Origin of the sequence: Photorhabdus africana (assembly GCF_035181445.1) — a bacterium.
Lineage (GTDB): Bacteria > Pseudomonadota > Gammaproteobacteria > Enterobacterales > Enterobacteriaceae > Photorhabdus > Photorhabdus laumondii.
This window is the reverse complement of sequence record NZ_JAXBVE010000293.1, coordinates 1-226: the sequence shown is the minus strand read 5'-3', so window position 1 is coordinate 226 and position 226 is coordinate 1. Positions and strand designations below refer to the sequence as shown.

The following is a 226-nucleotide window of genomic DNA, read 5'->3' as shown; positions in this document are numbered from 1 at the left end:
ATCCAACATGCTGGAGGATTTAGGGGTTGGCGTTCGCCAGTTTGCTAAAAACATCGGCGTAACTCCAGCGACGGTTTCCCGCTTTCTTTCGGGCAAAACAGCGTTAACCCCGGCGCTTGCCATCCGACTGTCTGCTGCGCTGGGGAGTAATCCGGCGTTTTGGATGCGCTTACAGACGAACTACGACTTGCGCCAACTGGAAGATGAGATCGACACATCAGGGATC

At 54.4% G+C, this 226-nt stretch carries 1 protein-coding gene; it reads left to right on the top strand.

What is annotated here, in order from left to right; translation table 11 throughout:
* Positions 1-226, top strand: a 226-nt coding sequence (locus SLS51_RS23815) for a HigA family addiction module antitoxin (protein ID WP_323840918.1), incomplete at both ends; no start/stop codon positions are given.